At 46.5% G+C, this 26,665-nt stretch carries 25 protein-coding genes; 15 read left to right on the top strand and 10 right to left on the bottom strand.

The window, feature by feature from the left end; genetic code table 11:
• Positions 1 to 113: 113 nt before the first annotated feature.
• Positions 114 to 824, top strand: a complete 711-nt coding sequence (gene pepE / locus Q0218_RS11845; RefSeq protein ID WP_297969837.1) for a dipeptidase PepE — start codon at positions 114 to 116, stop codon at positions 822 to 824.
• 266 nt (positions 825 to 1,090) lie between these two features.
• Positions 1,091 to 2,548: a C4-dicarboxylate transporter DcuC gene (dcuC, locus tag Q0218_RS11840; RefSeq protein ID WP_297969835.1), complete on the top strand. Its 1,458-nt coding sequence runs from the start codon at positions 1,091 to 1,093 to the stop codon at positions 2,546 to 2,548.
• A gap of 110 nt (positions 2,549 to 2,658) precedes the next feature.
• On the opposite strand, the gene Q0218_RS11835 is transcribed toward dcuC, so the two are convergent.
• Together Q0218_RS11835 and pepT are read right to left on the bottom strand one after the other, a co-directional pair.
• A complete protein-coding gene (locus Q0218_RS11835) occupies positions 2,659 to 3,336 on the bottom strand; it encodes a tetratricopeptide repeat protein (RefSeq protein WP_297969834.1) in 678 nt (225 codons plus the stop codon).
• A gap of 192 nt (positions 3,337 to 3,528) precedes the next feature.
• Positions 3,529 to 4,764 (bottom strand): peptidase T, encoded by a 1,236-nt coding sequence (gene pepT, locus Q0218_RS11830; protein WP_297969832.1) that lies wholly within the window; start codon positions 4,762 to 4,764, stop codon positions 3,529 to 3,531.
• A 136-nt stretch (positions 4,765 to 4,900) separates the two neighbouring features.
• Here pepT and Q0218_RS11825 point away from each other — a divergent pair, with 136 nt between their 5' ends.
• The gene (locus Q0218_RS11825; protein ID WP_297969830.1) at positions 4,901 to 5,611 is read left to right on the top strand and encodes a DUF6882 domain-containing protein; all 711 of its coding nucleotides are present in this window, start codon (positions 4,901 to 4,903) and stop codon (positions 5,609 to 5,611) included.
• 40 nt (positions 5,612 to 5,651) lie between these two features.
• On the opposite strand, the gene Q0218_RS11820 is transcribed toward Q0218_RS11825, so the two are convergent.
• The 3 genes from Q0218_RS11820 to Q0218_RS11810 all read right to left on the bottom strand — a co-directional run bounded on the left by Q0218_RS11820 (position 5,652) and on the right by Q0218_RS11810 (position 8,327).
• Positions 5,652 to 7,022: a cation:dicarboxylase symporter family transporter gene (locus tag Q0218_RS11820; protein WP_297969829.1), complete on the bottom strand. Its 1,371-nt coding sequence runs from the start codon at positions 7,020 to 7,022 to the stop codon at positions 5,652 to 5,654.
• An 88-nt stretch (positions 7,023 to 7,110) separates the two neighbouring features.
• Positions 7,111 to 7,605: a peptidylprolyl isomerase gene (locus tag Q0218_RS11815; protein WP_297969827.1), complete on the bottom strand. Its 495-nt coding sequence runs from the start codon at positions 7,603 to 7,605 to the stop codon at positions 7,111 to 7,113.
• 14 nt (positions 7,606 to 7,619) lie between these two features.
• Complete coding sequence (locus Q0218_RS11810; RefSeq protein ID WP_297969825.1) at positions 7,620 to 8,327, bottom strand: YebC/PmpR family DNA-binding transcriptional regulator; 708 nt, start codon at positions 8,325 to 8,327, stop codon at positions 7,620 to 7,622.
• Positions 8,328 to 8,444: 117 nt separating this feature from the next.
• Here Q0218_RS11810 and Q0218_RS11805 point away from each other — a divergent pair, with 117 nt between their 5' ends.
• The 10 genes from Q0218_RS11805 (at position 8,445) to Q0218_RS11760 (ending at position 18,638) form a co-directional block, all read left to right on the top strand.
• A complete protein-coding gene (locus tag Q0218_RS11805; RefSeq protein ID WP_297969823.1) occupies positions 8,445 to 8,999 on the top strand; it encodes a GNAT family N-acetyltransferase in 555 nt (184 codons plus the stop codon).
• Positions 8,996 to 9,199, top strand: coding sequence for a heavy-metal-associated domain-containing protein (locus Q0218_RS11800; RefSeq protein ID WP_297969821.1), 204 nt, complete (start codon positions 8,996 to 8,998; stop codon positions 9,197 to 9,199). The genes Q0218_RS11805 and Q0218_RS11800 overlap by 4 nt, the downstream gene beginning before the upstream one ends.
• Positions 9,199 to 11,358: a heavy metal translocating P-type ATPase gene (locus tag Q0218_RS11795; protein ID WP_297969819.1), complete on the top strand. Its 2,160-nt coding sequence runs from the start codon at positions 9,199 to 9,201 to the stop codon at positions 11,356 to 11,358. Before Q0218_RS11800 ends, Q0218_RS11795 begins: the two co-directional genes overlap by 1 nt.
• Positions 11,359 to 11,407: 49 nt before the next feature.
• Positions 11,408 to 11,965, top strand: coding sequence for a hypothetical protein (locus Q0218_RS11790; protein WP_297969818.1), 558 nt, complete (start codon positions 11,408 to 11,410; stop codon positions 11,963 to 11,965).
• Entirely contained in the window at positions 11,962 to 12,777 is an 816-nt protein-coding gene (lgt, locus tag Q0218_RS11785; protein WP_297969816.1) for a prolipoprotein diacylglyceryl transferase, read from the top strand. Before Q0218_RS11790 ends, lgt begins: the two co-directional genes overlap by 4 nt.
• 103 nt (positions 12,778 to 12,880) lie before the next feature.
• On the top strand, positions 12,881 to 13,579 hold the full coding sequence (locus tag Q0218_RS11780) for a fumarate reductase cytochrome b subunit (protein ID WP_297969814.1): 699 nt from the start codon (positions 12,881 to 12,883) through the stop codon (positions 13,577 to 13,579).
• 18 nt (positions 13,580 to 13,597) lie between these two features.
• Positions 13,598 to 15,616, top strand: coding sequence for a fumarate reductase flavoprotein subunit (locus Q0218_RS11775; protein WP_297969812.1), 2,019 nt, complete (start codon positions 13,598 to 13,600; stop codon positions 15,614 to 15,616).
• Positions 15,609 to 16,328, top strand: a complete 720-nt coding sequence (locus tag Q0218_RS11770; RefSeq protein WP_295143712.1) for a fumarate reductase iron-sulfur subunit — start codon at positions 15,609 to 15,611, stop codon at positions 16,326 to 16,328. Before Q0218_RS11775 ends, Q0218_RS11770 begins: the two co-directional genes overlap by 8 nt.
• Before the next feature lie 772 nt (positions 16,329 to 17,100).
• A complete protein-coding gene (locus tag Q0218_RS11765) occupies positions 17,101 to 17,784 on the top strand; it encodes a hypothetical protein (protein ID WP_297969811.1) in 684 nt (227 codons plus the stop codon).
• Between the two features lie 344 nt (positions 17,785 to 18,128).
• Positions 18,129 to 18,638 carry a ClbS/DfsB family four-helix bundle protein gene (locus Q0218_RS11760; protein WP_297969809.1) on the top strand — a complete coding sequence of 170 codons (510 nt, stop codon included), beginning with the start codon at positions 18,129 to 18,131 and terminating at the stop codon, positions 18,636 to 18,638.
• 925 nt (positions 18,639 to 19,563) lie between these two features.
• Here the strand turns inward: Q0218_RS11760 and Q0218_RS11755 are convergent.
• Together Q0218_RS11755 and Q0218_RS11750 are read right to left on the bottom strand one after the other, a co-directional pair.
• Positions 19,564 to 20,898 (bottom strand): OprD family outer membrane porin, encoded by a 1,335-nt coding sequence (locus tag Q0218_RS11755; RefSeq protein ID WP_297969807.1) that lies wholly within the window; start codon positions 20,896 to 20,898, stop codon positions 19,564 to 19,566.
• Between the two features lie 151 nt (positions 20,899 to 21,049).
• Positions 21,050 to 22,093 carry an AI-2E family transporter gene (locus Q0218_RS11750; RefSeq protein WP_297969805.1) on the bottom strand — a complete coding sequence of 348 codons (1,044 nt, stop codon included), beginning with the start codon at positions 22,091 to 22,093 and terminating at the stop codon, positions 21,050 to 21,052.
• 368 nt (positions 22,094 to 22,461) lie between these two features.
• Between Q0218_RS11750 and Q0218_RS11745 the strand changes: the two genes are divergently transcribed.
• Together Q0218_RS11745 and Q0218_RS11740 are read left to right on the top strand one after the other, a co-directional pair.
• Positions 22,462 to 22,668, top strand: a complete 207-nt coding sequence (locus Q0218_RS11745; RefSeq protein WP_297969803.1) for a hypothetical protein — start codon at positions 22,462 to 22,464, stop codon at positions 22,666 to 22,668.
• A complete protein-coding gene (locus Q0218_RS11740; protein ID WP_297969801.1) occupies positions 22,665 to 23,108 on the top strand; it encodes a hypothetical protein in 444 nt (147 codons plus the stop codon). Before Q0218_RS11745 ends, Q0218_RS11740 begins: the two co-directional genes overlap by 4 nt.
• A gap of 318 nt (positions 23,109 to 23,426) precedes the next feature.
• On the opposite strand, the gene ruvB is transcribed toward Q0218_RS11740, so the two are convergent.
• The 3 genes from ruvB to panB all read right to left on the bottom strand — a co-directional run bounded on the left by ruvB (position 23,427) and on the right by panB (position 26,580).
• Positions 23,427 to 24,446, bottom strand: a complete 1,020-nt coding sequence (gene ruvB, locus Q0218_RS11735) for a Holliday junction branch migration DNA helicase RuvB (RefSeq protein WP_297969799.1) — start codon at positions 24,444 to 24,446, stop codon at positions 23,427 to 23,429.
• Between the two features lie 254 nt (positions 24,447 to 24,700).
• Positions 24,701 to 25,588 (bottom strand): tetratricopeptide repeat protein, encoded by an 888-nt coding sequence (locus Q0218_RS11730; RefSeq protein WP_297969797.1) that lies wholly within the window; start codon positions 25,586 to 25,588, stop codon positions 24,701 to 24,703.
• Between the two features lie 188 nt (positions 25,589 to 25,776).
• Positions 25,777 to 26,580 carry a 3-methyl-2-oxobutanoate hydroxymethyltransferase gene (gene panB, locus Q0218_RS11725; RefSeq protein ID WP_297969795.1) on the bottom strand — a complete coding sequence of 268 codons (804 nt, stop codon included), beginning with the start codon at positions 26,578 to 26,580 and terminating at the stop codon, positions 25,777 to 25,779.
• Positions 26,581 to 26,665: the final 85 nt, after the last annotated feature.

Genomic DNA, 26,665 nt, shown 5'->3' with positions numbered 1-26,665 from the left:
TAAAGTTCCTGCCATTTTATTTCATCTCCTTAAAATATTTTATATTATTTTTATATTTTAAATTACATTTTTTATTTTCGTTTAGACGAAATTTTTAAATTTAGGAGGAAATTATGAAGCAAGCCTTGCTTTTAAGCAGTTCGAGCTACAAAGATACGGGCTATCTTAGACACTGCAAAAACTGGGTGCATGATTTTATAAAAGAGTGCGGAGTTTACGGCGAGCAGGTGCTTTTCATCCCGTATGCCGGAGTAAGGCGCACAAACGACGAATACGAGCAAAAAGTCATCGACCGACTAAAATATAAAAATATCGCGTCTATCCATAAATTTAGCGATCCAAAGCGCGCCGTAGCCGAGGCTAAAGCCATCTGTATAGGCGGCGGAAATACCTTTGCGTTGCTTTACTATCTTTATAAATTCGATTTAATTGAAATAATTAAGCAAAGAGTAGAGGTTGGAGTGCCGTATTTTGGCTGGAGCGCTGGCGCAAACGTCGCCGGAAGCACGATAATGACGACAAACGACATGCCTATCATTATGCCAAAAAGCTTTGACGCGTTAAATATCTTTCCGCATCAGATAAATCCGCATTTCATCAGCGGCAAAATCGCCGGACACAACGGCGAAAGTAGGGAGGAGAGGCTGGAGGAGTTTTTGATAGTAAATCAAAAAAGCCTGATATACGCGCTGCCTGAAGGCACGGCTCTAAGAATAAAGGGAGAAAACGCAACCGTGATGGGCATGGATGAAAGCTGCGTCTTAAAAATGGCGTATCAAAAAGAAACCGAGCTCATAAAAGTCGGCGAGAGCTTTAAATTTTAGCCGTTTGGCTCGCGATCAAATTTAACGAGCGGGCTAAAATCGGCAAAAACGTTCTTTAAAATATTTGTTTCGATTTAGCAAAATTTGGCGAAAATCTCAAATTTGAGGAGCACTTTTTAGAGGCCCGCAAATTTTAGATAAACGCCCGTCGACGAATTTAAACGAAAAGATTAAATTTGACTCAAATTTAGCGCGCAAAATTTAGGCGGCGCAAATTTGATCTAAATTTTGAAATAAGTATAAAACACAAAACGAAAGGGGACAAAATGGCTACTGCTAAGCTAATCTGTGCGGTCATAGGCTTGATCGCCGTCGTATTTTTATTGGTCAAAAAAAGAGAGACCAAAACCGTGCTCATCGGCGTGGGACTCGTGCTGTGCGTCGTCTGTCTAAATCCGCTCGGAGCGCTTGAGAGCTTTACGAAGTCGATGACTTCGGCCGGCCTTATCAAGGCGATTTGCGCCAGCATGGGCTTTGCCTACGTTATGAAGGTGACTAAGTGCGACCAGCACCTAGTTTTGCTACTCACCAAGCCGATGAAAAATATCGGATTTTTGCTGATTCCGGCTACCTTCGTGCTCACCTATCTCATCAACATCGCGATACCGTCAGCTGCGGGCTGTTCGGCTGCGGTCGGGGCTACGATGATACCGCTTTTGATGGCATCTGGCGTACGTCCTGCGATGGCGGGAGCTGCGGTGTTTGCAGGTACGTTTGGCGGCGTACTAAGCCCGGGCTCCGCGCACAACGTCTTTGTGACCGACATGGTAAATAAAGCTAACGAGGCTTTGCTTGCCGCAGGCAAGATTACTCAAGCAGCGCCTAAATACACCGTCCAAGACGTCATCGGCGTGCAGTTTCCAAACGCCTTTGCCGCAGGCATCGTCGTTTTGATCGTGATTAGCTTGACGGCGATTATCTTTAAAGATTATCAAAAAGGACAGGATTTCTCGCCTAAATCTACAGGTAGCGCGGGCGAAGCGACGCAGACGAAGGTAAATTTGCTCTTTGCCCTAGCGCCTCTCATCCCGCTAGTTATCCTAGTCGTCGGCGCGGTAATAAGTAGCTACGCTAGAGATTTTTTCTTGACGAATTTAAATAGTATCGTAGCGGTACTAGGCGATCCGCGGGGCGTTAGCGTCGAGAAATTTTTCGGCGATCATTACGGCCTTTTTGTGGCGATTAAGTATTTTAGCTGGATGAATATGGGCGTGGCCGAGGCTATGATCCTTGGCGCTATCATCGCGGTTTTCATCACGTGGACGAGCCCTGAGAAGATCACCAAAGAGTTTTTTAACGGTATGGGCAGCGCATACGCCGAGGTCATGGGTATCATCATCGCTGCGGGCGTTTTCGTCGCGGGTCTACAGGCGTGCGGCGCGATCGGCGCAGTCACCGAGTGGCTAAAACACTCTCAGGAGTTCGTACGCTACGGCGGTACTTTCGTGCCGTATCTCATGGGTACGGTTACGGGCTCTGGGGATGCGGCTACTATGGCGTTTAATCAAGCTATCACCGTTCACGCCGCAGATCTGGGCTTCGCGCAGGATAAACTAGGCATGGCCGCTGCTATCTCGGGCGCGCTAGGTCGCTCGTCGTCTCCTATCGCGGGTGCAGCGATCGTGTGCGCCGGTCTTGCGATGGTTAGCCCGGTCGAGATAGCTAAGCGAACGGCTCCGGCGATGGCGATAGCCGTGTGCGTTATAGCGTTTTTTATGCTCTAAATTTACGGAGCTAAATTTTGATAAAGTCGGCGACTTGCCGACTTTTTGTTTTTGGAGGTATTTTGTTGTCAAATTTATCAAAAAAATGGCTAAAAATTTTAGATCTAAATTTAATATCCTAGTTTTTTAAACGTTTCGTATGTTTCGCAATCTAAAGCATCTATCTCACACGCTTTTTTAAAGTACTTTTCAGCCGTTTTATTACTTTTTTCTACTCCTTTGCCATATCTATACAAATACCCTGCGCTTCCACAGCTTGCGCCATCCTTAAGGTCACAACCTTTTATGTATAACTCGCGGGCTTTTATGTAGTTTTGATTGTTTTCTTTGCTGTTTTCGTATAAAAATCCGCCGTAATAACATCCCTTTGCAAATCCTAAATCGCAAGATTTCGAATATAGCATAATTGCTTTTTGTTCGTCGCGTTTTACGTCTTTGCCTTCATCGTATGATAGCCCAAGTATAAAGCATCCGACATTATCGTCCAAATCGCAAGCTTTAGCGTATAGTTTGTTTGATTTTTCGTAGTCTTTCTTGACGCCTTCTCCTCTGCCGTATAATCCCCCAAGATTGGAGCATCCCTTTGCAAATCCTAAATCGCAAGCTTTAGCTAGCAACTCCACGGCCTTATTGTAATCTTGCTTTATCTCTCGTCCTTTGCCGTATAAAATTCCAAGCTTTACGCAGCTTGTCCCGTCGCCCGCGTCGCACTCTTTTTGTAGCGCGTCTAGATCGCCGCCGTTTAATAAGACCGCAGCCGCGATTAGCGGTAAAAATATCTTTTTCATTAAATGTGCTCCTATTTAAAATAGATTTTTGCATTTTACGCAAAGCGAGCTTAAATTCGGGCGAGCGGGTTAAATATGATGTAAATTTGGGTTAGCGCCGTAAAGAGGCGGGTCTTGACGGCGTAAAAATAGCGATATGAGAGCTGCAACAAGCAAATTTGAGAGCGAATTCGCCCTCAAATTTGACCGAATTTATTTCTCTGCTATGATTTTTACGATCTCGCAGACGACGTCGCTAGCCGCGCGTAGTGATTTTACCGGCAGATACTCGTAGATGGAGTGAAAGTTGTGCGCGCCGGTAAAGAGATTCGGACACGGTATGCCTTTTTCCGAGATGACCGCGCCGTCGTAGCCGCCTCGCATCGGGATGACTTTTGGCTCTATGTTTAGCCGAGCGTAGGCCTGCTTGGCCGCGACGACTGGCAGGCTGTTTTCGCCGTCAGCTAGGTAGTTAAATACGTTTTTATAGCGGTCTTTTAGGCTGATTTGAATTCTGTGCGCGCCGTAAATTTTAGCAAACGAGTCGGCTAGATCTTGCAAAAATGCCATGCGCTGCGCGTATTTTGCCTCGTTAAATTCGCGAACGTCGAGCTTTAGCACGGTCTTTGCGCTGTTGCCCGATAGCTCCTTAACCCAGTAGTAGCCCTCGACGCCGTCCGTGTACTCGGGTGCTTCGCCGCCGGGTAGCATCGAGATAAATTTGTGCGCGAGTAACAAGGAATTTACGAGCTTGCCCTTGGCATTCATCGGGTGCGCGGACTGCCCGACGAAGGTCACGACCGCGTCGCCGGCGTTCCAGTTTTGATAAATCAGCTCGCCTATGCCGCAGCAATCAAGACAGTAGGCAAAGTCGGCCTTGATCTCCGAGACGTCAAGCGCCTTGGCTCCGCGCAGGCCTTGCTCCTCGTCGGGTAAAAAGCCAAACGTCACGTCGCCGTGCTTTATTTGCGGATTTTGTATGAAAAACTGCGCGGCGTTTACGATGGCGGCGATCGCGGCCTTGTCATCCGCGCCTAGCAGGCTGGTGCCGTCGGTTACGATGAGATCGTCTCCGACGTAGCTCGTTAGCTCTGGGAATTCGCTAAGTTTGAGCGTTATGCCTAGCTCTTTATTTAGCGTGACGTCGCCGCCCTCGTAGCGCACGATTTGCGCTTTCGTATCGTTTTTTTGCTCCGCGCTCGTATCAAGGTGCGCGAAAAACGCCACGGACGGCAGCTTTTTAGCGGAATTTGACGGCAAAACGGCCGTAGTTATGGCGTTTTCTCGTCTTTTTATATTTTGCAGGCCGAGCTGCTTTAGCTCGCTTTCTATCAGCTTTGCTAGATCGTGCTCTGTTGGGTTTGAAGGCATGATGCCCGCCGCGCCCGCTTCGCGGTTTGTGGTGGTGTTGATCTTCGTATAGCGTAAAAATCTCTCGACTATGTCCATGTTCGCTCCTAAATTTGAGATAAAATTTATGAAATTATACTATCTTTTAATTAAGCTTAAAATAAAATTTTAATATTTTCGAGCAAGTTTAAAATTTAATCGGTATAATTCGCAAACTAAATTTAAAGGAGCAAAAATGCGAAATTTACGCTACGTAGGCGACTTTTCGGACTTTCATCAGGTGTTTTCGGCGACGCTGGGCAAGATGGCGACCGTGCAAGGTAGATTTGCGGGTATCGTCGGCAACCTCGACTGGAACGTGGATTTTGACAGCTGCGAGATAGCTTTCGGCGATCAAATTTACAAGATACAGCTTATCGGCAGCGAGTCAAACGTGAGCGACACGTGGCTGTGGGGACACGCGAACGTAAATAACTTCGGCGAGGAGGCGACGCGGTTTTCTGCAGAGGTGTTGCGCGCAGGGACAGAGTGGGGCTTGCAGGCTTTTAGCGAACCAAGCTTTGAGTTGGATGAAACCTTTAACGGACATACGCTTTGCATAGCCGCGTGCGGAGCGGTGGGCGAAAATTTATGCTACTACGGTTGTGAGCACGATAAGGGCTGCGCGTTTGTAGCGATCATGGATGCGCCGGCTTGGGTTTTTGAGCCTCTTGGCGCGCACGAGTTTGTTAAAATCGCAAGCGGCTGCATACAAAATCATGACGTCGATCATAAAATTTTTATAAAAAGCTTTTTGGAATTTAACGGAGTCAAATTTGACGAAAATACCCAAAAGGGCGGATTTTTGAAAAAAGGAAAAGACGAAATCGTAGCTAAATTTGACAAAGAGCTTTTGATCGAATTCGACGACAAGGGTAGGATTTTGGAATTTAAATACGAATTTTAGTTTGAGCGAGGCGATGAGCTAAAAGCCCACCGCCTTAAATTTACGAATGGAAGTGAAACTCGTCCGGATGATCGAGGGCGTAGTGAAATTTCTCCATATCTACTTTTTTATCCCAGATCGAGATGATCAGGCAGCCTACGGCGTTACCGCAGAGGTTTCCGACCGCGCGCATCTCGGACATAAATTTATCCACGCCGAGCAGTACCGCAACCGTGACGACGGGGATACCGGCACTTGGAAGCGCGGCAAGCGTACCGGCAAGCACGATAAATCCTGAGCCCGTGACGCCTACTGCACCCTTGCTCGTTACCATCAAGATGATGAGAATTTGTATCAGATGCTCGATGCTTAGCGGGATACCGAAAGCTTGAGCGAGGAAAATGACGCTAAGCGACAGGTAGATGTTCGTGCAATCAAGATTAAACGAATATCCCGTCGGTATGATGAGCCCGACCGCGCCTTTGTGGATGCCCGCGGCTTCTAGCTTTTGCATGAGCGGAGCTAGCGCAGTCTCCGAGGAACTCGTCGCAAATACGATCAAGACTTCTTTTGCAATGAAACGCATAAATTTAAAGATATTGACCTTCGCAAAATAGCAAATCGCGCCAAGAACCACGAAGATAAAAAAGCAGCTCGCAAGCGCCATAACAAAAAGCAGCTCAAGCATGCCTATTAGCGAGCCGATGCCGAATTTACCTATCAAATACGCCATCGCAGAAAATGCTGCGACGGGGCTAAATAGCATCAAAATCGTAAGTAGTTTTAGCACCCAGTGCTGAATTATCTCAAGCGGTTTTAGGATTTTACTTTTATGATCGTGTTTTAAAAAAGATATAATAACCGCCGTTACGATCGCCATAAATAGCACTTGCAGCGTATTTGACTTGATAAACGGATCAAGCAGATGCACGTAAGGGAAAATGCCGTCTACCGGCACCGCGCCGCGCAAAATATGAAGCGTATGAGCTATGAGTCCGCTGTTTGCGTCTATGCTCGAGGCTTGACTCGTAAATTTCTCCACGCTAGAGGCGTCAAGCTGCGTATAGTCAAGGTGCATATCATGCCCCGGCTTTAGCGTTTCGCCAAAGATTATACCTACGGCTAGCGCGATAGTGCTTACGACCTCAAAGTAAATAAATCCCTTAAGCCCGATAGATCCTAGATCTTTCATACTCTCAAGCCCTATGATGCCCGAGACTATCGTTAAAAAGATGATAGGACCGATGAGCGCTTTTAGAGCTTTGATAAAGTAATCGATACCGGGCTTGCTCTGTATGCCTAAATCCGGGAAAAATACGCCCACGGCGATACCTGCGACGATACCGAAAATCACCCAAAACGCGAGATTGGTAAATAGTCTAACTATAAAAGGCTTTTGCGGTTTTGCCGCGATTGAAGCGTTTTGATTCAAGAAATATCCTTTACAATTTTAATAAATCGCATAAAACGAAATCGCGCGGATTATCAGAGCTCAAACTGCCGCCCGATTTTTATTAAATTTACAAACTCTCTAAAATTTCGATCGAGTTTATCTTATCGCCTTGCTTGATGCTATCTAGAGTCTTTAGGCTCGCTTCGTCTACGATCTGTCCAAATACCGTATGCACGCCGTCAAGGTGCGGCTGCGCGCTGTGGCAGACGAAAAACTGACTGCCGCCCGTGTCGCGACCTGCGTGCGCCATAGATAGCGTTCCGCGTTTGTGCTTATGTTTTTGGCCTACGCACTCGCATTTGATGCGCCAGCCCGGCCCTCCGGTGCCCGTACCGTGCGGGCAGCCGCCCTGGATCACGAAATTTGGGATCACGCGGTGGAAATTTAGCCCATCGTAAAAGCCGCTTTTGGCTAGCTGGGCGAAATTCGTCACCGCTTGCGGCGCTTCGTCGCCGTAAAGCTCGAGCTTCATATCGCCTTTTTCGGTGTGGATTACGGCAAATTTGAGCTTAGCAAGCTCGGCCGGGTCGATGTCGTAGATTTTTAGTTTGTCGTTTCTCATTTCGTTCCTTAAATTTATTCGATATTTGTATAAACCGCTTGCACGTCGTCGTCGTCTTCGAGCTTATCGAGCAGCTTTTCTAGCTCGCTCATTTGCTCTTCATTTAGGCTTACGGGCGAGTTTGCGATGTATTGCAGGCTTGCTTTTTTGGCTTCAAGCCCCAGCTTTTCGATACCTTCGCTAAGCGTGCCAAAGCTTGCGTAATCTCCGTAGATATAAAGCACGCCGTCTTCTTCCTCGATCTCGGTTAGACCGAAGTCTATAAGCTCTAGCTCGATCTCGTCAAGCTCTTTTGCGGGCATATCAAGTTCAAAAACGCTCTTTCTCGTAAACATGAAATTTAGGCTTCCGCTAGGCAAAATTTCGCCGCCGTTTTTGCTAAATATCGCCTTGACGTTTGCGACCGTGCGAGTCGGGTTATCAGTAGCGCACTCGACGATGATTTGCACGCCGTGAGCGCCTTTGCCGTCGTAAAAGATAGTCTTGATATCCGCGCTATCCTTGCCGCTGGCGCGTTTTATCGCCGCGTCGATGTTGTCTTTTGGCATATTTTGCGCTTTGGCCGCTGCTATCGCGGCGCGAAGTTTTGGGTTCATGTCGGGCTCTGTGCCACCCTCTTTAGCTGCCACGGTTATGGCTTTTGCGAGTTTTGGAAAAACCTTACTCATCTTGTCCCAGCGCGCTTCCTTAGCGGCGCGCCTATATTCAAACGCTCGTCCCATTTCGTTCCTTTAAAAATTTTTGCCCAATTATATCTAAAAAAATTTTGCATTTTTTTAAAAACGCGAGGTTTTGAGCGTATTAGCAAAAAATTTAGCTTTAAGTCCTATAATCCTCGTATGATTTTAAATGCCCAAAAAGATGACGCCGCGCGCTGCATAGAGCTGTTAAATTTAGCCATGGAGGACATCGCTTTTACGCTTAGCGGCGTGAGCGATCCCGCTAAGAGCGATAAAATTTTGCATAAATTTTTTAGAAGCGAGATAAACCGCCTAAGCTACAACAACGTTTTTGTTTGCAAATTTGACGGCGAGATCGCGGGGGCGATTTGCGCTTACTACGGAGGCGAGATCGATGCGCTAGATGGGCCCATTAGGACGCATTTGCGAGAGCTTGGTTTAAATAAATTTCCGCAGACGGAGTGCTTTGCGGATGAGCTATATATCGATAGTCTTGCCGTGGATGAGAGATTTCGCGGACGAGGTATCGCAAAAGAGCTGATCAAATTTATCTTTGCCCTCGCGCCTAAACGAAATATCAAAAAAGTAGCTCTCATCGTCGATGAAAAAAAGCCTAAAACCATGGCTTTTTACGAGCGCTTGGGCTTTAAAGCCGACTGCGAAATGATCATAAATTCTCACAAATACTATCATATGACAAAGGAGATAAAATGACTAAATTTAAGGTTGCTAATATCCACTGCGAAAACTGCGCAAACACCATAAAAAACGCTCTTGAGGACGAATACGGCGAGATAAAGGTCGATCTTAGCGTAGAGCCGAGGGTCGTGAGCGTAAATTTAGACGGCAAGGACGAGGCGAAATTTAAAGAGGAGCTGGATGATTTGGGATTTAGCGTCATAGGGAAAATTTGATGCAAAATATCAAACTAAACAACGCGGGCATGACCTGCGTAAACTGCTCAAACGCCATCGAACGCGTAACTAAAAAGATCTCTGGCGTGATAGATGCGAAGGTCAGCTTTGCAAACGGCTCGGGTGAATTTATCATAGAAAGCGCCGAAGTACAAGCCGCGATAGAGGAAAAAATAAAAAAACTAGGCTACGGCGTGGCCAAAGATTTGGCGGAATTTGAAGCCAAGCGCGAGAAACATATCTTAAATTTACGCCGAAATTTCCTAGCCGCTGCAGCTTTTAGCGCGGTGATTATGGCGCTTGAGATGAGCGAGCAGCCAAGTGTGGCAAAATCAGCTATTATGCTCGCGCTTGCCTTTATTACGATAGCTACGTGCGGGCGGGATTTTTTCATCCATGCTTACGGCGCGCTAAAAAATAAAAATTTCGATATGAACGTACTCGTCGCGCTGGGAACAAGCACGGCGTTTGCGTATTCGCTGGGAGTTTTTATCGCGGGCGAGCACCTACCCGAAAACATGCGCCACCTCTACGTTTCTGGCGCAGCCATGATAACGGCTTTCGTGCTGCTGGGTAAATTTTTAGAAGAGCGCTCAAAAGCTCGCGCTGGGGATTATATAAAATCGCTCATGAATATGTCGCCAAAGACTGCTCTCGTACTACAAAAAGACGGTAGCGCGCTGGAAGTGGATGCCGTGAGCCTAAAAATAGGCGACGTCGCGGTCGTAAAGAGTGGCTACGCGGTGCCTTGCGACGGAGTCGTGATAAACGGCGGCGCAGAGATCGATACCTCGATGCTAACGGGCGAGAGCCTCCCTGTCTACAAGAAACAAGGCGACGAGGTCAATGCCGGGACCATAAATTTAAACGGCTACATCAACGTAAAGGTTACAAAGCTCGCTAATCAAACGCTTTTGTCGCAAATTTTAGAGCTTTTAAGCGATGCGTCGAGCAAAAAGATGACTATTAGCCGCTTTGCCGACCGCGTGGCAAATATCTTCGTGCCTATCGTGATAGCTATCGCCGTCGTTACGTTTTTTGCGTGGTTTGCGCTTACGGGAAATGCGCTTCAAGGCGTGCTAAGCGCGGTTTGCGTGCTGATTATCTCGTGTCCTTGCGCGCTGGGGTTAGCTACCCCGATAGCTATCGTCTCCTCGCTATCTCTAGGCGCTAAAAACGGAATCCTAATTAAAAATCCCGAGGTTTTAGAGGTTCTTGGCGGCGTAAAATACGCGGTATTTGATAAAACCGGAACGCTAACCAAGGGCGAAATTTCGGTAAATTTTACCGATATAAACGATGAAAATTTAGCCAAAATCGCCGCGCTAGAGGCCAAAAGCTCGCATCCGATATCTGCTGCGATCGTTAGATACGCAAACGAGCTAGGGCTTAAAATTTTAGGCGATGAAAAGGGCTTTGAAAATATTGCCGGACGCGGCGTAAAGAGCGACGATGATAGCGTGATAGCAGGCAACGAGGCATTTTTGAGCGAGCTTAGCGTGCAGATAAGCGCGCAGGCCAAGGAGCAAATCGCCAAAACGCAAAACGAAGGAAATGGCGTAATACTTGCGGCCGTGGATAAAATTTACGTTGGATTTATAGCGCTTAGCGACAGGGTAAAGGACGACGCCGTGCAGGCTATCCAAAGCCTAAAAAACGCCGGTATAACGCCCGTGATGCTAACGGGAGATAACGCCTTCACCGCTAAAAACGTGGCTGGCAAGCTGGGCATAGAAAAGGTCTTTGCCGGTATGCTGCCTAATGAAAAATTTGAAACGATAAAACGCTTGCAAGAAGAGGGTGCGGTGCTGTTTGTCGGCGACGGTATCAACGATGCCGCCCCGTTAAAGCAAGCAAATGTGGGCATCGCGATGAGTAGCGGCGCGGATATCGCAAAAGAGGCCGGCGACGTAGTGCTAGTAAAAAACGATCTAAAAAGCGCGGTATCTACGATAAATTTGGCCAACGAGACGATGAAAACGGTAAAACAAAATTTGTTTTGGGCGTTTGTTTATAACGCTGTTTGCATCCCCGTCGCGGCCGGAGTTCTAGCGCCGTTAGGACTCATGCTAACGCCTGTTTACGGTGCTGCTGCGATGTGCTTTAGCTCGGTTACTGTCGTGTTAAATTCGATCAGATTACGATTTAAGCAAATCTAAAATTTAGCCTAAATTTTGTAAAATCCCGCAAAAAACACAAAGGAAAATGATGAATTTGGGTAAATTTTACGCCGTGATCGCAAGGATATTTGCGTTAAATTTCGCTCTGCCGCCGAGTGCAAAGCTTTTTAACGAGCTAAATAAAAATCCAAGATGGATAATAACAAACGATAGCGAAGCAAACGCCAAAGGACGCGCGCTATACGAGGAGTCGATAAAAGGCGAGAGCATAGAAGAGATCGCAAAAGACTTTGCAAATTTGAAAAAATATTTTAACGCGGAGTTCTTTTTTGAAGGCGATAAGGCGCGCCTTGAAGGCTTTTATAAAAAGTGCAAATTTAGCCCGAATTTAAACGTCAGCGCGCTTGATAGCGCAACAAACGAGCTTTCGTTTTTTTCGTGGATTGTCGAGCTAAAACAAGACGAGCTAACGAAGGAAATTTTAGGCGTTTTGCTAAGCTCGTATCTGCTACCCTACGCTAAAAAACTAGCTCCCGTTTTGCAAAATGAAGCAAAAAGTAAATTTTACCGCGCGATGGGGTATCTTTTCGAGGATTTTGCGAGCAGCATCGAAAATACGCTAAAAGTCAGGGTCGTGCCTAGATGAGTTGGTGGAACGACTTTTATATCAATTTTAATCCCATCGCGTTCGAGCTGTTTGGCATCAAGGTGCACTGGTACGGGATAATGTACGTCCTAGCGCTTTTGGTGGCGCTCGGCGTGGCTAAATTTATCGTCAAGCGCGATAATATGCAAATTTCAAATTCGCTGCTTGATAACTATTTCTTTTGGGTGGAAATCGGCGTTATACTGGGCGCGAGGCTGGGCTACATCGTCATTTACGATCCAAATACCGCTTATTATCTCACTCATCCTTGGCAGATTTTTAACCCCTTTCACAACGGCGAATTCGTCGGTATCCGCGGCATGAGCTATCACGGTGCGGTGGTCGGATTTTTGATAGCGACGTGGGCTTTTTGCCGTAAATTTAAGCAAAATTTGTGGCAGCTTTTGGACCTCGTCGCCCTTAGCATCCCGCTTGGATATTTTTTCGGTCGTATCGGAAATTTTTTAAACCAAGAACTATTCGGTCGTATCACGGACGTCTCATGGGCAATCAACGTTGCTGGACGGATGCGCCATCCCTCGCAAATTTACGAAGCCGTTTTAGAGGGTCTTGTCGTTTTTGCTATTCTTTTTATTTATAGACGATTTAAGAAATTTGACGGCGAGCTTATAGCGCTTTATGCCGTGCTTTATACTTTGGCTAGATTTATCTGCGAGTTCTTTAGAGAGCCTGATTTCGGGTTGGGTTTCGTATTTTTAAATTTATCAATGGGACAAATTTTATCTCTTTTAATGCTTGCCTGCGGTATTTTACTTTATGTAATCTTAAATAAAAAATATACAAATCTTTAAAAAGTTTTTAAAGTAATTTACGCTACTATTAGATCGTTTTTTTAGTATCATGGTTTAAATTATTTTTAAGTTATGATAACGCATTTCAAATTTAGGAGGGCTCATGAGTGGGCTAATCGAGGGTTTCTTGGGTAGGCAAGCAGATACGAAAAAAAGTCGTACTCCTGCCGTTTGGGACAGATGGCAAAGTATAACGGGACTAATTTTGGCCTGTTTTATTTTATGTCATATGATTTTTACCTCTACCATCTTGTTTGGTAAAGGCGCGTTTAACGCTGTCGTAGGGTTTGCAGAGGCTAAATTTTTATTCGGCGAGGCCACGTGGTGGATCACTAACGTCATAGCTGCGATAATATTTGCCGTTTTTATCGCTCACGCGTTTTTAGCGATGAGGAAATTCCCTGCAAACTACAGACAATACATTATCTTTAAAGGTCATAAAGACCGTATGAAACACCTTGATACTACGCTTTGGTGGTTTCAGTTTTTAACCGGTTTTGCTCTATTTTTCGCAGCCAGCGCGCACCTAGTCGATATAATATTTGGCGGACACATCACTGCCGATAAATCAGCGGCTGCATTTCATCAATTAGAAATTTTTTACTTCGCGCTACTTGTTTTTATGGTCGTTCACGCTAGCGTGGGAATGTACCGCCTATACGTAAAATGGATAAGCATCGACGGAGTAAACAAACAAGAGATGTTCGCAAAAAGAAATAAAGCCAAAACTGCGATATTTGCGGTCTTTGGAGTGCTCGCGGTCATCGCGCTGATCGCTGATTTCGTGTGGATCAGTCTTTAGGAAAAGGAGCTTTAAAAAATGAACGTAAAATATTATGATGCATTAGTTATCGGAGGCGGTCTAGCGGGGCTTCGCGCTGCCGTTGCCGCTGGAGAAAAGGGGCTAAGTACGGTAGTTTTAAGCCTAATTCCCGTTAAACGCTCGCACTCTGCGGCTGCACAAGGCGGCATGCAAGCCTCTTTGGGAAATTCAAAAATGAGCGAAGGCGATAATGAGGACGTACACTTTGCCGATACGGTAAAAGGTAGCGACTGGGGCTGCGATCAGCAAGTTGCGCGTATGTTTTGTCAAACAGCGCCTAAGGCGATCCGCGAGCTAGCGGCTTGGGGCGTGCCTTGGACTCGTATAACAAAAGGCGAGAGAAGCGCTATTATTAACGCTCAAAAAACCACTATCGTAGAAAAAGAAGAGGTCCACGGACTCATCCACTCTCGCGACTTTGGCGGAACTAAAAAATGGAGAACATGCTTTACGGCAGACGCCACCGGACACACTATGCTTTTTGCCGTAGCAAACGAAGCTCTAAAACATAACGTCGAAATCCACGACAGAAAAGAAGCTATCGCGCTAATCCACGCAAACAACCGCTGTTACGGCGCGATTGTTCGCGATCTAGTTAACGGCGAGATCACGGCATACGTCGCAAAAGGCACGCTAATCGCTACGGGCGGCTACGGTAGGGTTTATAAACACACCACAAACGCCGTAGTTTGCGAGGGTATAGGTGCGGCCATCGCTCTTGAAACGGGCGTAGCTCAGCTAGGAAATATGGAAGCTGTGCAGTTTCACCCGACTCCGATCGTTCCATCCGGCATTCTTTTAACAGAAGGCTGCCGCGGCGACGGCGGAATTTTACGCGACGTGGATGGATATCGCTTTATGCCCGACTACGAACCTGAGAAAAAAGAACTAGCTAGCCGCGACGTCGTAAGCCGCCGCATCATGGAGCATATCCGCGCAGGCAAGGGCGTACCTAGTCCATACGGATATCACGTTTGGCTAGATATCTCGATCCTAGGACGCGAGCATATCGAGAAAAACTTACGCGACGTTCAAGAAATTTGCGAAATCTTTAATGGTATCGATCCTGCCGACACCGAAGTATATACCGACGAGAATGGACGACAGCGCGGCAAGGGCTGGGCGCCGATATTGCCTATGCAGCACTACTCTATGGGCGGCATAAAAACTAAGCCTACAGGCGAGAGCCCGACGCTAGCGGGTCTATTTAGCGCGGGCGAGGCTGCGTGCTGGGATATGCACGGATTTAACCGTCTAGGCGGCAACTCCGTTTCGGAAACGGTCGTCGCAGGCATGATCGTGGGCGATTATTTTGCCGACTACTGCGGTAAACACGAGATCGAGATAAACACTAACGATATCGAAAAATTCGTTAAAAAAGAGGAAGAGTATCTAAAGAGCCTTGTCGAAAAAGAGGGCAAATTTAACGTATTTGAGATTAAAAACAAGATGAAAGACATCATGTGGGAGCACGTAGCGATCTTTAGAACGGGCGAAGGTCTAGCCGTAGCGGTAAAAGAGCTAGAGGAGCTTTATAAGCAATCTTTAGATGTCAAAGTCACAAACAAGGCGCTATTTGGCAACCCTGAGCTTGAGGAAGCCTACCGCGTACCAAAGATGCTAAAACTAGCCCTTTGCATCGCAAAAGGCGCGCTTGATCGCACCGAGAGCCGCGGAGCGCACTGTCGCGAGGACTATCCGAAACGCGACGACCTAAACTGGCTAAACAGAACTCTAACTAGCTGGAAAGAGGGCGATACGCTACCGACTATCGTGTATGAGCCGCTTGATATTATGAAAATGGAAATTCCGCCGGCATTCCGCGGATACGGAGCTAAGGGTAATATCATCGAGCACCCCGACAGCGCCGTACGCCAAGCGCAAGTCGATGAGATCCGCGCCAAAATGGAAGCCGAAGGCAAAGGCAGATACGAGATCCAAGAAGCGCTAATGCACTATGATCTTCAGCCTAAATATAAAGCACCAAACGAAAGAGCAGGAATAGGATATGAGTAGAAAAATAACCATAAAAGCATTTAAATATAATCCGTTAAGCAAAATTTCAAAGCCGCATTTTGCGACCTACGAGCTAGAAGAAACCGACGGCATGACGCTTTTTATAGCGTTAAATCAAATTCGCGAGAAATTTGACCCGGATCTTAGCTTTGACTTCGTTTGCCGCGCCGGTATCTGCGGCAGCTGCGGTATGCTAGTTAACGGTACGCCAAAGCTTGCTTGCCGTACGCTAACCAAAGACTATCCAAACGGCGTGATCGAGCTTATGCCTTTGCCGGTATTTAAGCTTTTAAAAGACCTAAGCGTAGACACGGGCAACTGGATGAACGCGATGAGTAAGCGCGTGGAGAGCTGGATACACACTGACCACGAGACCGATATCTCTAAGCTTGAGGAAAAGGTTGAGCCTGAAGTGGCACAGGAAGTATTTGAGCTTGACCGCTGCATCGAGTGCGGTATCTGCGTGGCTGCGTGCGGTACGGCTATCATGAGGCCTGATTTCATCGGTGCGGTCGGACTTAACCGCGTAGCTAGATTTAAAATCGACGCGCTTGACAAGCGAACCGACGAGGACTTTTACGAGCTTATCGGCGATGATGACGGCGTGTTTGGCTGTATGACGCTGCTGGGTTGCGAGGATAACTGCCCTAAACACCTCCCGTTACAAAGCAGGATCGCGTATATGCGCAGAAAGATGGCTGCGGTAAAGTAGCCAAGGGGTCGTAAGACCCCTAAATTTCTCTTTTTAGCTTTTAGATTTAATATTCAAGTTTTATCCGCTTTTTAAATTTACGACTTTGCGACTACCGTCCAGATTTATACCGCGCCGCCATCTTTTTTCATTAAATGGCGTTAAATTTTAAATAAACCCTATTTGTTTAAATTTCGGCAAAATTAATTTTTAAAAATTACGGCTTTTGGGTTAATTTGATCTTTTATCCTACGGGATTTAGCGGTAGCGCTCGTACGGCAAAACGGCGCCGCTATCATAAGCCTTTATTTGCGTTTAAAAAAGATTTTGCCTAAACAAAGCCGCATGCTTGCGCTATGTAGGCTTAAGCGGCCAAGGCTACGTTTACGGATAAAAGCGACTCTGCGGCGCGACTAGCCGCTACGTTATCGCTAGCTATGAACGCTTTGCTGTTTATCAGCGTGCCGTAAACAAATCGGAGCAAAACGCGGCTATCTATGCTCGCTCGCAAGGTGCCGTCTAGTAGATTTGAGATCGCGGCACCTCTTTAAGCGCGTAAAAATCAAAACACTGCTAGAACGTGAAACCCGAAACGAACGGCTAGTAAATGTTGCGTCTTGGCGCGGTTTTAGTAAGCTGGCGTATAAAATTTATTCGTTTGCCGACTTGGCGATAGGCGGCTAAATTTACGGCGCCTAACCTTTGCAAAAACCGCCCGAGCAGGCGCAAGCGGCTAAAATTTAAGTATTTTTACCGTAAAATCTATACCTGATTTTGATTTAAAGGAAATAAAATGATTTTTAAATTTATCTGCGTGCTGGCGCTCATTTCTAGCGTGAGTTTTGCCGCGCCTTATAAACCTTACGACCACGCGGCAATGCTAAAAAAGGACGCTAGCGGCAAGCAAAGCATCGACACCGGCGGCATTTTTAGCGCGGTGGACGAGCTGTGGGCGCATGCGCGTCAGTATCCGCTAGCTTTTGATTCGCAAAGCGACCGGGAGCGCGCATCTAGCGATTTGCAGACGCTAGATAAGGCCTTTGCATTTTTAAAAGAGCAGGGCTTGGCGGCAAATTTAGACGAGGATGCACGGGCGTATTTTGAGCTTTCGCAGGCTAGGATTTTTACGATGGAGCATAACTTTGACGTCGCTGGCGCGGCGCAAAAGGCGGATGCGGCGTATAAAAATTTATTGGTGCATCGTCCAAACGACGGCGAGATACATGCCGAATTCGGTGATTTTTTAGCAAATAGCGGGCGGCTAAGCGAGGCTAAAAGCGAGTTTGAAACCGCTTTAAAACTAGGACAAAAGCGCGCAAATATGGGACTTGCGATGATTTGTCTGATGCAAAAAGACGAGATTTGCGCCAAGTCTTATCTACAAAAATACTTAGATTTTTATCCAAACGATAAATTTGCGCGAGAAATTTTAGGCGCGATAGAGGACGGAAGCCTAAAAATCGAGGAGAAGCGCTAAGGTTTGTTTGCATTGCGGCTAGCGATAAATGCGGTGATTGCGAGTTCTAGCCCGGCCTTAAATCTCGGCTAAATTTTAACGTATAAAAAGAAATTTACGCATTTTTTGCTACCGTGCCTCGCGCAAAGCGGTTTTGCGCGAGGCACGCATAATCGCCGCTGGTAGCGTAAGCTAGGTAAGAATTTAACAAAGCGCGTGCCGTTTTAGCTAGCGCAAATTTAACGCCTAAAAACGTAGCCGATTTTACTCGCCAACCCCCGCGTCTTTAAGGGCAAATTTAAAAACTCGGTGTAAAATTTAGCTAATTTGCCGCAGTTACGCAAAGGCAAATTTAAAGGAAAAACATGCCGCGACCAACAAATAAAATAGACCTGCTAAACGCTTCAGAGACAAATTTTAAAAAACTTTTGTCGCTAGTTGAGAGCTTGAGCGAGGCGCAGCAAGAGGCTAAATTTGACTTCGAGGATAGAGATAAATGCGTCCGCGATGTGCTAGCGCATCTTTACGAGTGGCACTTGCTTTTGATAAATTTCATCCAAAAAAACTTAAGCGGCGAGCGCAGCGCGTTTTTGCCGCAACCGTACAACTGGAAAACCTACCCGCAGATGAATGCGCAAATTTGGCGCGAGCACCAAGATACGCCGCTTTACGAGGCTAAAGCGCTGCTAGCGCAAACCCACGAAAAAGTAACGGCGCTTACGGCAAATTTTAGCGACGAGGAGCTTTTTACTCGCGGGCATTTTGATTTCACCGGCAAGCTAAATCTCGCCGCCTACGTCACCGGCAGTACCTCATCACACTACGACTGGGCGATAAAAAAGATAAGAAAACATAAGAAAAGTTTGGAAAATTAGTTTGCGACTTTAGTTAAATTTAGACCGAATTTCGCGCGTTTGCAAACGGATTAAATTTATGCGGGCGCGGGCGGATTTTGATTGCTGCATTTGCGGCGTAAATTTGATTTTGTATCAATTTTAAGCGATAAATTTAGCGTAGCTAAATGGGGCGAATTCGTATATTAAATTTACCGCGTGTTTTGCATAAATTTAATCCATAAGCGTCGCAAGCGGATTAAACCGGGCACATAAATTTAAACCGCAGGCGAGCTTTAAAGCAAATTTAGCCATAGTCGCAAGAGCACGGTAGATTTGCTCGAAACTCGCAGCCTAAGCGCCGAAAAACAAAACGTAAATTCGCCACTCTCGTTAAATTTGCACGGATCTTTTAAGGCTAAATCCGCGCCGAAAAACGCAAAAATTAAACCCGTAAATACAGCGCGAGGGTTAAATTTGACTCGATTTGCGCTCGCGTTTGTTTAAATTTAATGCGACAAAATGCACGAACAAGAAGCGGTTTGTGGTGCGTAGCTTGCGAAACGCCTTAAAAACGTATCAAAAAATGGCTCGGTAGATTTCTGGTTTTTCGTAAATTTAAATGCCGAATAAATCCGCGCTCTAAACAAAACTCGTGGCAACTAAAAACAGCTCGAGATAAATTTATAAAATTAAACGAGCAAATTTAAAATACATTCAAAAATACTCCCAAAAATACTAAACGGAAGCAAAAACTTCGCGTCGCGTCCTATTTGAGTTTATTTTCGGCGGATAAACCGCGGACGTGTACATTTTAGCGCCACGAAAAGGCGTTTTAAACTCCAAAATTAAATTTATGGCTTACGTCAAATTTATGCGGGTTTGCGAGGCTAAATTTACGCCCCAAACGCAAAAATCAGATAAAAGGGTAGCGGACGCGTCAAATTTGCGTCCGCGTGGCTAAAAGCTAGTTTAGAAGGTTAAATTTATATCCGACTTGTAACCAAAGCTCGTTGTTATCGGTCTTTCTAACGGCTCCTCTGGCATCAAAATTCTTTCTCTCAAGAGCCGTGTAGGTGACGCTTGCGCTTAGCCCCTTGACCCACGGCATATCGTAGCTAGCCTGCGCCGCCCAGCCTTGGACGTTCATGTGTGTGTTAGCCGCGGTCGGACCGGCGTTACGGTGAGGGGCGTCTTGCCTGCCTTTTACTAGATGTAGTTTTGCTTTTAGGCCCTCGGCGCCCGCGTCTTTAAAGTCGTACTCAAACAAAAGCTTATGCGTATTCATACCCGCATAGCCCGTAAACACGAAAGGCCCGCGGATAGGAAGCAGCGTGTATGAGCCGGGGCCGTTGCCTAGGCCAAACGCCAAAGCGTCGTTGTCGCCGACGGTCGTATAGGCGTAAGAGGCGCTAAAGCCAACAAAATCATAAATCCCCGCCCTTAGGCCGATCATATTTCCGTCGTAGTTTAGGTCTTCCAGGCCTCTTGTAGTGCGAGAGCCTTTGTACATCGCGTCAAAACCGAGATTAAAGTCGCCGACGGGCACTTTATAGTTAGCCTCGGCTAGGTAGAAGTTGATATCGCCTTGCAGCGCGCCGCGCCTAAGGTCGGTCACTCTAGCGTATGCGCCGGTTAGTTTTAGATTCGGGATGCTTTGATTTATGACCGCGCCGGTAAAGATATTGTCAAACTCGTGCGCCACTGGTCCCATGCCGCCGACGATAACTCTATCTTTAAAGTGCGGAGCGCGTCCCTCTTTGCCGCCCGTTACGACGGCGCTTCTGCCTTGAAATTTATAATACCAGCCGCCGATCAATGCGGTGTTTGGTATGTCTTTATTTACGATCGTTAGACCCTCAAACGCCTCTTTAAACGCGCGCGTCGGATTGCCCGCTACTAGCGGAGTATTTACGTATTGACGGCCGAATTTTATATCGGTCTGCCCTATACCGTAGCCCAGATACGCTTCGGACATTACCGCGCCTTGCGTTCTCCACTCTTTGTCGTATAGAGTGCCGCTTTTTCTCATGCTGTTAAACGGTAGGAAATTACCCTGTCCCGTAACGCCGAGTCTAAAGCCGTAAAACGGATCGGTAACGTATCCAAGCTCAAGCTGTATGGACGTCAGCTGCTCGTCGTGTATCGGCGCGCGTTCGTCTTTTTGATCCGCGTACGTGGCTTGGATCTTGCCCGCTAGTTTTCCTTTGGTAAACGCCTCTTCAAAGGTGTCGGCTGCGTTTGCGGCGCCCAAAAAGCCAAGCGCCAAAACGGCGGCTAAACTTAGTTTTGCTAGTTTCATAAAAACTCCTTGGTTAAATTTAGCAAATTTACGTTCCGCAAATTTAATGCGGAACATTAATTTTTTTATTTAAGGATTATAGCACAGAAAATAATAAAATTCGCGTTAGATTTGTGATATTTGCTAAAAATATCGCCAAATTTAGGCAAATTTAGACGACCGAGCGCTCTTTAAGCAATGTATAAAGCTTAATCGTCGAGATAAAAAACGTCACGATCGCAGGCCCCAGGATAAGCCCCCAAAAGCCAAACGTCGAGATACCCGCTATCATCGAGAAAAACAGCAGTAGCTCGTTGATCTTGGTCGGGATTTTTACGAGCTTATCGTTGATAAATTTAATCACGATCGGCTTTAAAAACGTATCTGCGACGATAGAGATCACGACGATAGTATAGACGGCGATGACGATCGCAGCCGCGGTATTGCCGTTAGCAAACTCGTAAAGACTAATCGGCCCCCACGCGAGCAATCCACCAACGACCGGGACAAGCGAAGTAAAGGCAAAGAGTATGCCCATCAAAAAGCCGTTGTAGCCGTAGGAAATCGTGATGATGGCAAAGAGGCAACCCTGCAAAATCGCGTTTATCACGATAGAATAAAGCACGACGCTCATGACGTTGGCCACTTCGCTGAGGATAAACTCGCTCTCGCTCTCCTTCATCGGAAGCGCGTTTTTTAGGTAGCCAACAAGCTCGCTGCCGTAAAGTAGGGCGAAAAAGAAAAATACGAGGATAAAAATCACGTCTACGAGAAAATTTACGCTTGATTTTCCGATGCCGGCTAAATTTGCAATGAGATTTGCCGAGATGGCCTTGACGTCGATATCGGCGACTATCTCTTTGATTTTTGGTTCTAGAAATTTGATCGGTTCTGGTAGCTGAAATTTGCCGCTTTGAAAATAATCTAGCGTGTTTGTTATGTAGCCGGTGTTAAAGCTTGCCGCGTGTTTAGCCAGCTCGATCACGGCGTACAAAAGCGGCGCGATAAATAGCGAAAACAGCGCAAGCGTGGTAAGAGCCGCCGAGAGCGTCTTTTTGCCCTTGGTTAGCTGTAAAAATTTGACGTTTACGTTTGAGGTAGCGACGGCTAGCAAGGCGGCGATAAAGATATTTAGCAAAAACGGTTTAAAAAGATAGCCCACCAGTCCTAACGCGCACAGCATCAAAAGCCCGAAAAATATGCGGTTGTTTTTCATTTTTATCCTTTAGGGGCTTATTATATCAGATTTTGCGAGGTTTTGCGGACGAGCAGGCGGTGGATGCAGCGGCTTTGGCGCGAGCGGGTAAATCAAGCGTAAATTTAGATGCGCGCAGGACGAGCAGCAGCCATCTAAGCGCATACGGCAAATTTAACGCTATTTTTGGGCAGATACGGCAAGCTTAAGGTAAAAATTCGGAGGCAAATTTGAATGCAAGATTAATTGATTTTTAGGGGGGGGGGGGTAGAATGCCTTTGTATTTTATTTAAAGGAGATTTATGAGCGGTTTTTATCCGTTTGACGTTAAGCCCTAAACGTTTTACGAAAAGGGCGACTTTGAGGTCGTTTACGGTTTTAGCGGTAGTATGGGCGGCTGGCGCGTAGGTATGAGGTGGGAAAGCTCTATAGAGGGCAAAAACGGCTATCCCGTTACCAGAGGCGGCGAGCCTTGCTATTTTTTGATTTCCGAGGAGCTGGCTGCAGGGCTTTTAGAAATTTTACCTAGCCTTGGCGAGTCCAAAGACGGGCAAAGAAAAGAAGCTATCAAAAAACTAAAAGGAGAAAATAAATGAAAAAGTTAAGTTTGGCGTTGGCCGCGGCGGTACTCATAGGCTGCGGTAGCGAAGGAGACAAGACAACTGATAAAGCGCCGCTTGAGGTACAAGCTAGAAGAGGAGCGGTTATCATAACCTCGTTAGAAGACGGACTCAGGATACATAGCGTGGTCGTAAACAGAGGAAACTGCGGTACGTCTTGGAATTTCTACTCTAAAGACTCCAAATATCGTTTTTGGTTTAGGATGAGAAAGGATAAAAAGAGCGTAGAGGTGTCGAACCTAAAAGATATACAAGAAAGCGAAACCCTATCTTTAGAAGATTTTTACGATAAATACGGTGCGGATAAAAGGCTTGAGCTTAACTTTGGAGATAAGGTGGTTTTTGGCGCAGACTGCGATCCTCTAGAAACGCAGATTGAGACAAATAAAGGCACTTGGTCGTTTAGTTTTAGATAAAACTTTAAAATTTTGGCGCTTTGGGTTTTTGCTTTTGCGCCGAATTTACCGCCGTCGTCGCACGATTCCAAGCCGTAAATAAAATTAAATTTTCGCTCAAATTTCACCAAACCTACGACTTTCGTTTTAAAATTGACAAAATTTCGTAGCGGCTAAATTCACGCCTCTCTTAATTTTCGACAAAAATACGATCAAATTTTACCCGCGCGTAAACGAAGGCGTTTTTTTACGTTCGTCAAATTTAAACCCAAGATAATTTCCCGAGCAAAAAGCGACTAAAATTTGGTGATTAAATTTTACGAGCGAGCCGAATTCGCCTCACTCCTCAAACAGTCCCCTTTGCGCATCTGCGTCAAATTTTAGCTTAAACACCTCGTAGGCTTTGGCGCTAGCCAGCCTGCCTTTGGCGGTGCGCTCGATGTAGCCGTTAGCGAGCAGATAGGGCTCGATCACGTCCTCGACCGTGCCTTCGTCTTCGCTCAAAGCCGCAGCGATCGTGCTTAGACCCATCGGGCGGCGTTTGGCGGCGAGCAGGATTTCTAGGTACTTGATATCCATCTCGTCAAAGCCGATATCGTTTACGCCAAGCGCGTCCAGAGCCTCTTTGGCGCGAGGTTGCGAGATGATCGCTTCGTCGTTTACCTCGGCGAAGTCCCTTATGCGCTTTAGTAGCCGTAGCGCGATCCTAGGCGTGGCGCGCGAGCGAGCGGCGACCTCGAGAGCGGCGGCTTTTTCGCACTCTTTGCCAAGCTTTACAGAGGCGATCTGCACGATACGAGCTAGCTCCTCTCTGGTGTAAAACTGCAGCCTAAAATCCATCCCGAAGCGGTCCCTAAGAGGCGCTGAAATCATACCCGCGCGCGTCGTAGCGCCGATGAGCGTAAATTTCGGCAGGTCGATCTTGATAGTCTGCGCGGCGGGCCCTGAGCCGATGATGATGTCTAGGCGAAAGTCCTCCATCGCCGGATACAGTACCTCCTCGATCGCGGGGCTAAGGCGGTGTATCTCGTCGATAAACAGCACGTCGCCCTCTTGGAGATTTGTTAGCACCGCCGCTAGATCGCCGCTTTTTTCTATCATGGGCGCGGCCGTCATCTTGATGCTCACGCCCATTTCGTTTGCGATGATGTGCGCCAGCGTCGTCTTACCAAGGCCCGGAGGCCCGTAGAAAAGCACGTGATCCAGGCACTCGCCGCGCTTTTTGGCGGCCTTTATAAATACGCCTAAATTTTGCTTGATTTTTTCCTGTCCGATGTAGTCCTCAAAGCGCGTGGGGCGCAGCGACACCTCAAAATCGTTTTCAAAGCTTATTTTTTCTATTTCGACTATTCTATCCATTTTTTCGGCTCTGTTTTTCGTAAATTTGCCGCATTTTACAAAATTTTGGGTAAGTTTTGGCTTTGGACTCGGTTGAAACTAGGCTTCGCTTTAGGCGCCAAATTTGACGCCGTAAATGATTTTAAAATCGTATAAAGTAAAATTTGCTTGCAAATAAAAGATAAAATTTATCCGCTAAGCAAAGCGGATAAATCTCAAAATCAGCTTAAATTTGACGAAAAATATAGATCATGGCCGACCAAATCGGTCAGAGCCTAAAACTCCGCTATTTTTGCTTTTAGCAGCTCGCAGTCGTCTATGTTGCCGAATTTACAACCTTCTGCGATGGACTCGAATTTTTCATAAATTTCGATATTTTTTTCGTAGTTTTCAAATCCCAAAGCCTTGCAGCCGTCGTCGTTGCCGAGCTTACAAGCGCGCGAATAGCCGTCATACGCATCATAAACCGCAAACTCTACGCCCTGCGCGTGTTCGTAAACGTAGCCAAGAGCGTAGCAGCCAAGCGCGTTTTTCATGTAGCACGAGATGTCAAACGCCTTGTAAGCGCTGGCAAAATCGCGCTTTGCGCCAAGACCCTCATGCATCATCCTGCCGTAGTTGTAGCATCCCGCGCCGTCAAATTTGATGCAAGCCTTGCCGTATAAATTTATGGATTTTTTGAGATCGTTTCGCGATTCGTAGATTAGGCCTAGGTTGTTGCAAGCCGCTTCAGAGCCCAGCTCGCAGCCTTTTTCGTAGAGGCGAAATATTTTATTTTCATCTTTTGGACCGAAAATTTCCTTGGCGTTTAAAAGCGCTAGATCAAAGCAGCCCGTACCGTTTCCAAGCTCGCACGATTTTTCAAAGTAAAGCTCGGCTTTTTCGCTGCTCTTATCCGTTCCCAGCCCGCTAAAATGCATGCTACCAAGCACCGCGCAACTCATCGCGTCGCCCTCCTCGCAAAGCGGCGATAAAATCTTAAAAGCAGCGTCATAATCGGCATTTTCGATCGCTTGTCTTGCTGCCTCTTCGCGCTTAGAAAACTTCTTTTGGCTTTGAGTTTGCTCGCTTTGTTCGCCAAGGCTATCGATGCCTAGTCCAAAATGCGGATTTGAGGCCGCTAGCGCGCTAAAAAACGTCGCTAAAATCAATAAAATTTTCAAATCTTACTCCTTATTTTTATGTCTAGCCTTGTTTTGATAGCAAATTTTGTACGCCAAATTTGGCAAACGATATTGCAAATTTAGGCCTTAAATTTAAGCCGAATTTTACTTGTCGATTTAAAATCTAAATTGCCGTCGCTTACTAAGCGCTCAAATTTATCCCGCCGACTAGATTTGGCAAAAACAAGCTAAATTTTATACTCAAACTCCTCGCTAGGAAAGGTCTTTTCTCTAACTTCGCGGGCGTAGGCTTCTACCGCCGTTCGTACCAAATTTGCGCCGTCGAGGTATCGTTTGACGAATTTTGGCTTAAACTCGTCAAAAAATCCGAGCATATCGCTCCACACGAGCACCTGTCCGTCTACGTCGACACCTGCGCCGATGCCGATGATAGGCATTTTTACGCTTTTTGCGACCTTTGCGGCGACGCTGCTAACCGTGCCCTCTAGCACCGCGGAGAATGCCCCCGCATGCTCTAGAGCCTGCGCTTCTTCGATAAGGCGCGCCTCGTCGGCCTCGCTGTGCCCTTTTATCTTGTAGCCGCCCTCGTTTCGCACGAACTGAGGCATGAGTCCGATGTGAGCCATCACGTTTATACCCTCGCTAGCAAGCCTTTTTACGATAGGGGCGGCTTTTAGACCGCCTTCAAATTTAACCGCGTCTGCGCCGGCTTTGATAAATTTGGCCGCGTTTTTTAGCGCGTCTTTTTCGCTAAAATAGCTACCAAAAGGCATATCCGCCACGACAAAAGCGCGCTTTGCTCCCTGTAAAACGGCCTTAACGTGATAAAGCGTGTCGCTCATTTTTAGACTAAGTGTATCTTTTTTGCCGTTAAAGCTCATATTTAGGCTATCACCCACCAAGATAATGTCGGCATAATCGTCAAAAAACCGTGCAAAAAGCGCGTCGTAGGCGGTTATCATCACGATAGGCTGAACGCTTTTTTTGTTAATTATATCATAAATTGTAACTCTTTTGTTATTTTCTAGCATAAATTTCCCTTTAAATTCCGGTATTTTATTTTTAATTTTATCAAAAAAATGTTACAATGAAAGCAATTACGTTAAAGGACGGCAA

Origin of the sequence: uncultured Campylobacter sp. (genome assembly GCF_938039245.1) — a bacterium.
Classification (GTDB): Bacteria; Campylobacterota; Campylobacteria; order Campylobacterales; family Campylobacteraceae; genus Campylobacter_A.
The sequence above is the reverse complement of the archived record's forward strand: the minus strand, read 5'-3'. Positions and strand labels throughout refer to the sequence as shown.